At 62.2% G+C, this 6,645-nt stretch carries 4 protein-coding genes; all 4 read left to right on the forward strand.

The genetic code is table 11. The features are described from left to right. Window positions 1–406: 406 nt before the first annotated feature. Complete coding sequence (locus LAN64_20220; GenBank protein MBZ5570152.1) at window positions 407–1,021, forward strand: TetR/AcrR family transcriptional regulator; 615 nt, start codon at window positions 407–409, stop codon at window positions 1,019–1,021. 67 nt (window positions 1,022–1,088) lie between these two features. Further along, a complete protein-coding gene (locus tag LAN64_20225) occupies window positions 1,089–2,309 on the forward strand; it encodes an efflux RND transporter periplasmic adaptor subunit (protein ID MBZ5570153.1) in 1,221 nt (406 codons plus the stop codon). Then, the gene (locus LAN64_20230) at window positions 2,306–5,455 is read left to right on the forward strand and encodes an efflux RND transporter permease subunit (protein MBZ5570154.1); all 3,150 of its coding nucleotides are present in this window, start codon (window positions 2,306–2,308) and stop codon (window positions 5,453–5,455) included. The genes LAN64_20225 and LAN64_20230 overlap by 4 nt, the downstream gene beginning before the upstream one ends. A gap of 567 nt (window positions 5,456–6,022) precedes the next feature. After that, window positions 6,023–6,406, forward strand: coding sequence for a response regulator (locus tag LAN64_20235; GenBank protein ID MBZ5570155.1), 384 nt, complete (start codon window positions 6,023–6,025; stop codon window positions 6,404–6,406). Window positions 6,407–6,645: the final 239 nt, after the last annotated feature.

Raw genomic sequence — 6,645 nt, forward strand, 5'->3', positions numbered from 1 at the left:
TTCGATAGACGCGGTAACCCGGCCACCCCAGAATCTTCGTCCACTCACTGTCGCTCATCCCGCCGAGCGTACCGCCAAACCGCTACTCTGGAATCCAGTAAATCCACGAGTTTTTCAGATTCCTGCGCAGAGCCGAAAATACAGGCGCACTCCTGGTAGACATTGCCAGCCGCATCCCGCGCCGCGTAAGCCGACCAATTCAGCGGCGCGGCCGTTGCCGGACCACCATCTCCTACATAACCTCAGGGGGGAGGTATCCCGGCCGTTGCTTTGGCGGACGACATTTCGCAGGGTCCAAGCCTTGTTCAGTTTCCGCGGACGACACATGCGAGGGCACCTGTGCCACCCATCCCTTTCCAATTGACATGTCTACCCACCTCGGATAAAAAGTAAGCGGATACTTACAATGTCGACCTCCCAGGTGAGAATTCCGGCGGGGGAGCGGCGTCAGCAGATTCTGGATTTGGCCACCGAGCTGTTCGCACGACAGGGTTATCAAGGGACGACAACGCGGCAGATCGCCCAGCAAGTGCGCGTCAACGAGGCGATCATCTTTCGTCATTTTCCCACGAAGGAAGAGCTGTACTGGGCGGTCATTGAGAACCAAATCCGGATTCGCGCGGGACGGGCGCGCCTCGAAGCCAAGCTGGCGGCGGGCGGCAGCGACCGCGACGTGCTGACCGCCATCGCCGAAGAGTTGCTGAGCCGCGACGTCACCCTCAGCCGGCTTCTGCTGTACACCGCACTGGAGAACCACGAACTGACGCACCGCTTCTTCCGCACTCATGTGGCGCAATATTTGGAGCTGCTGGCCGATTTCATTCGGTGCGGGATTGCGCAAGGCCGCTTCCGCGATGTTGATCCGCTGCTGGCGGCGCGTGGCTTCCTGGGCATGATTGTGTACCATTTCCAGATCCAGGAACTGTTCGGCGGCAAGCGGGTGCAGACCTTCGATCCGCAGCACGTCAGCGCAACGCTGGTCGATGTCTGGCTGCACGGAATGGAAGTACCGAGGAGCTAGGACCGGTAACGGGCAACAGCGTTCTTGATTGCCGCTTGATAAAGATAAGGCAGGGAAGTTTTTCATCATGATCAACGAACTTATAAAACGTAAAGAAAATCCCCGTCCGGGCCGAACCCGGGCTAGAACGGGGCACCCGGTGTCGGCTTTGCTGGTGGTGCTGATGGCATCTGCGGCGTGGCTCGCGGGGTGCGGCAAAACCAAGGCCGGTCCGCCCGTGGACACGGCGGCGCCGGTAGTGGTCGCGGTGGCGACGCAGCGCGACGTCCCCGTCGACGTCAAGGTGGTGGGCACGGTGGAGGCGTACTCCAACGTGCAGGTGAAGTCGATGATCGCGGGTGAGATCACCCGCCTCGGCTTCACCGAAGGGCAGGATGTGCGCAAGGGTTCGCTGCTGTTCGAGATTGATCCGCGGCCCTACCGGGCGGCGCTGGCGCAGGCTCAGGGCAACCTGGCGCGCGACTCGGCGCAGGAAGCCAATGCGCGCGCGCAAGCCACCCGCTACGCCGCGCTCTACAAACAGGGTGTGGTTTCGCGCGAGCAGAATGATCAAATGCAGACCGCGGCCGACGCCCTGAAGCAGGCTCTGGAAGCCGATCGCGCCGCCGTAGAGACCGCCAAGGTCAACCTCACCTATACCGCCATCCTATCCCCGCTCGACGGGCGCACGGGAAATCTGATGGTGCACTTGGGAAATGTGGTCAAGGCGAACGACATTGCCCTGATCACCATTAACCAGGTCCAGCCCATCTACGCCACCTTCGCTGTGCCGGAAATGTATCTGCCGGAGATCAAGAAATTTCAGGCGAGCCGCAGGCTGCCGGTGACGGTGCGCGTGCCTAACGAGCCCAAGCCGGCCGAGGGCGTGCTCACCTTCCTTGACAACACCGTGGACCCGGCGACGGGCACCATCAAGCTGAAGGCCACCTTCCCCAATCGCGACCGGCGCCTGTGGCCGGGCCAGTTTGCCGATGTCAGCATGACCCTGACCACCGACAAGAACGCTGTGCTCGTGCCCAGTGCGGCGGTGCAGACCGGGCAGAACGGACAATACGTGTTTGTCGTCACGGCGGACAATACGGCGGAACTGCGCAACGTGACGGTGTCGCGCAGCATCGGCAACGAATCGGTAATCACGTCGGGCGTGCGTGTCGGCGATCAGGTGGTTACCGACGGCCAGGTGCGTCTGACGCCTGGCAAGAAAGTGGCATTGGCGAAACCGGCCAACGCGGCCAGCAACACGGAAGCGGCCTCGCAGCCGCCCAACCGGCAGGGTAGCGGACTGTGAGCATCGCGGAACTCTTTATCCGGCGCCCGGTCATGACCACGCTGGTCATGCTGGCGATTCTTCTGTTCGGCTTCATGGGGTATCGCGCGCTGCCGGTGAGCGATCTGCCGAACGTCGATTTCCCCACCATCCAGGTGGGGGTCGCCCTTCCCGGCGCCAGCCCCGACACGATGGCATCGGCGGTCGCCATGCCGCTGGAGAAGCAGTTCTCCACCATCGCCGGCCTGGACCAGATGACGTCCACCAACATGCTGGGGACGACATCCATCACCCTGCAATTCAACCTCAGCCGGAACATTGATGCGGCGGCGCAGGACGTGCAGGCGATGATCGCCAAGGCGGGCCGCGACCTGCCGCAGGACCTGCCCGCCCCGCCGACGTACCAGAAGGTGAACCCGGCCGATCAGCCGGTGCTGTACCTGGCGGTCAGTTCGCCGACGTTACGGCTCTCCGACGTGGACGAATACGCCGAAACCTTGATGGCGCAGCGCATCTCGATGGTCAGCGGCGTGGCGCAGGTGATGGTCTACGGCGCGCAGAAGTACGCGGTGCGGGCACAGCTTGATCCGAAAAAACTGGCAGCCCACCAGATCGGCATTGACGAAGTGAACCTGGCCGTGCAGAGCGGCAACGTCAACCTGCCGACCGGCACGCTGTGGGGCAACCGGCAGGCGTTCACCTTGCAGGCCACCGGCCAGCTTACAAATGCCGACCAGTACCGGCCGCTGGTCGTCGCCTACCGCAATGGCTCGCCGGTGCGGCTGGGCGACCTGGGCAACGTCTTCGACAGCGTCGAGAACGACAAGACCGCGAGCTGGTACGCCGGGCCCGATCACAAGCTGAACCGCGCCATCGTGCTCGCCATCCAGAAGCAGCCGGGGACGAACACGGTAGAGGTGGTGGACAGCATTCGCAGGCTGCTGCCGTCGTTCCGCTCGCAGATCCCGGCCTCGGTTTCGCTGGACACCCTGTACGACCGCTCCCGGTCCATCCGGGCGTCGGTGGACGACGTGAAGTTCACGCTGTTCCTGTCGCTCGTTCTGGTGATCCTGGTCATCTTCCTGTTCCTGCGGAATCTGTCGGCGACCCTGATTCCCAGCCTGGCGCTGCCGTTCTCGCTGATTGGCACGTTTGCCGTGATGTACGCGCTCAACTACTCGCTCGACAACCTGTCGCTGATGGCGCTCACATTGTCGGTGGGGTTCGTGGTGGACGACGCGATCGTCATGCTGGAAAACATCGTGCGCCACATGGAGCAGGGCGAGAACCCGATGCAGGCGGCCTTCCGCGGCTCGCGCGAGATCGGGTTCACCATTGTTTCCATGACCCTCTCGCTGGCGGCGGTGTTCATCCCGGTGCTGTTCATGGGCGGGATCGTCGGGCGGCTGCTGCACGAGTTCGCGGTGACCATCGGGGCCGCCATTTTGGTCTCGGGCGTGGTTTCCCTGAGCCTGACCCCGATGTTGTGCAGCCGCCTTCTGCGCCCGGTGGCCGAGGTCAAACACGGCAAACTCTACATGCTGTCGGAGAAATTTTTCGACGGTATGCTGCACCTCTACGACAAAACCCTGCAGGTGGTGCTGCGGCACAAGCGCTCGGTGATGGCAGTGTCGGCAGTAGTGCTGGTGGCCACCGGCTACCTGTTCGTCACCATCCCCAAGGGCTTTCTCGCCAGCGAGGACCAGGGCCAGATCTACATCATGACGGAGGCGGTGCAGGGCATTTCGTTCGAAGACATGAAGGCGCACCAGGTGGCGGTGGCGCGCGCCATTCTGGATTCGCCCGACGGCAAGTACGTGAGTACGTTTTTCGCGGCGGTACCGCGCGGCGCCACCAACCAGGGATTCATGGTGGCGCGCTTCGTTCCGCTGGGGGAGCGCCCGGGCGTGGACGCCATGATGCAGCGCTGGCGTCCGATCGTGGCGAGAATTCCCGGCATCCAGAGCTTCCTGCAGAATCCGCCGCTCATCCGCATCGGCGGCCAACTCACCAAGAGCCAGTACCAGTACAGCCTGCAGAGCCCCGACACCAAGGACTTGTACGACTACGCCCCCAAGCTGGAAGCCGAGCTGCGCAAGAGCCCGATCCTGCAGGATGTCACCAGCGACCTGCTGATGAAGAACCCGCAGGTCAATATCGAGATCAACCGCGACAAGGCGTCGAGCATGAACGTGACCGCGACGCAGATCGAGGACGCGCTCTACACCGCGTACAGCTCGCGCCAGATTTCCACCATCTACGCGCCCAACAACGCCTATCGCGTGGTCATGGAAGTGAAGCCCGAGTACCAGATGGACCCTTCGGCGCTGTCGCTGCTCTACGTGCGCTCCTGCCAATCGCAGACCTGCGCCCCGCAACTGGTTCCGTTGTCGGAACTGGCGCACCTGCGGCGCGACCTGGGGCCGATGGCGATCAATCACCTGGGACAACTGCCCGCGGTCACGGTTTCCTTCGACCTGAAGCCGGGCGTGGCGCTGGGCGACGCGGTCAACGAAATCAACCGCGTTTCGCGCCGCGTGCTGCCCGACAGCATCACCACCAGCTTCCAGGGCGCGGCGCAGGCATTCGAGTCGTCGTTTAAGGGGCTTGGCATCCTGCTGATCATGGCCGTCCTGGTCATCTACATCGTGCTCGGGATTTTGTACGAGAGCTTCATCCACCCGATTACGATCTTGTCCGGGCTGCCGGCGGCGGGCGTGGGCGCGCTGCTCACGCTCAAGCTCTTCCACCTCGACCTGAACCTTTACGGGTTCGTGGGAATCATCATGCTGGTGGGCATCGTGAAAAAGAACGCCATCATGATGATTGACTTCGCGCTCGACGCGCAGCGCAATGCCGGCAAGACCGCGCCCGACGCCATCTATTACGGCTGCCTGGTGCGCTTCCGGCCGATCATGATGACCACCATGGCGGCACTGATGGGCACGTTGCCCATCGCGCTGGGCATCGGCGTGGGCGCGGAATCGCGCCGGCCACTGGGGCTGGCCGTGGTCGGCGGCCTGGTGTTTTCGCAGTTGCTCACCCTCTACATCACGCCCGTGTTCTTTATCTACCTGGACCAACTGCAGCAGTGGTGGCACAAGAAGTTGAAGAAGCCACAAGCAGAAGCCGCGCAGGATGAGCGCGAGCCGGTGATGGCCGATTAGGCTGCAGACTCCAGGCACTGGGCTGCAGGCAATTCACCCCGGCAGGAGGCGCTGGTACGCTGCCTCGTCGGCTCTCACTGCTCGATCCTATCTCCGGCCGGAAACGACTTTGGAGGACGCTGGCCCCGGCCGACCTCACCGGTGTCACTGTCATTTCCTTCCGCGTCATCTCCCCTGACGGGCGCACCTATGCGTACACCTGCAATCGAAAGCTCGGGGACTTGTTTGTAATCCGGGAAGTGAAATAGCCGCTTCAAAGAAGCCGGAATGACTGACTGAAGGCAATATCCGAATGCCTGGCCACCAACCTGTTTTGGGAATTGCGGTCGTGGCCGCACTCAAGTAATGGCTGAAATCCCCTACCGACAGGAGTAAGCTAACCTTAGCCGGGTACCCACCCTGCGGAGTGGGATAAACGATCCCATGACCCTTGGCTTCCAGCGCGATTGCCTTGGTTGCGCGATTTCCCTGAATCCCTGTGTGTTCTGTGGTTCGCTGATGCGCGTACCCGGCAGCCTTTCTGCCGCGACGTATGTGTGCGAACCCTCGTCCGAGGAGGTGATTGCCATGCGCCAGCAACGCAAGAGAATCCTCATGGTGGACAATGATGAATCCGTACTAACCGCCCTGCAACGGGTACTGGAGGAGGAAGGTTACGAGACCACGACCGCATGGAACCTGCCGGAAGCCTTGAAACTGATGGATGCCACCCACTACGACGTGCTGCTGGTCGGGGATCATCCACCCGACCTGAACTGCGAGCGGGTGTTGAAGCTGCTGCGCTCCAACGCTTGGACGCCCTGCGTCGTCATGCATTCCACCGCCCGAAATCCGTTTTCCGAGCAGTACTTGCAGCACTTGGGCGCGCATGGCGTGGCTTGCAAGTGGGACGATAAGCAGGTGTTGGACGAGGTCAGGAAGTGCCTGTCTGACGTGCACGTGGCTGCCTGACTCACACGGCACCGGCGCGACACCCAGGCCAAAGAGTCGATAATACAGCGTCAAAAACAACAAGGGCACGGCCATCAAGCGTGCCCTTGGAGTCTTTCCAGCCCTAGCAGCCCGTGGTGTAAGTAGCTGAATTTCGGCACGGGCAGCGGCGTACTCGGTTGCGTGAGTTCGCCAAGTTTTTCGCGCGGGACATCGAGATTCCACTTCTGCACGGCCGATTCCGATCTTCCCGGCGCGGG

The sequence above is a fragment of the Terriglobia bacterium genome, assembly GCA_020073185.1.
Taxonomy (GTDB): Bacteria; Acidobacteriota; Terriglobia; order Terriglobales; family Acidobacteriaceae; genus JAIQGF01.

What these genes read in the sequence shown, in the direction of transcription:
- LAN64_20235 (MBZ5570155.1), top strand. Translation starts at nt 6,023, where the DNA reads ATGCGCCAGCAACGCAAGAGAATCCTCATGGTGGACAATGATGAATCC.
- LAN64_20225 (MBZ5570153.1), top strand. Translation starts at nt 1,089, where the DNA reads ATGATCAACGAACTTATAAAACGTAAAGAAAATCCCCGTCCGGGCCGA.
- LAN64_20220 (MBZ5570152.1), top strand. Translation starts at nt 407, where the DNA reads ATGTCGACCTCCCAGGTGAGAATTCCGGCGGGGGAGCGGCGTCAGCAG.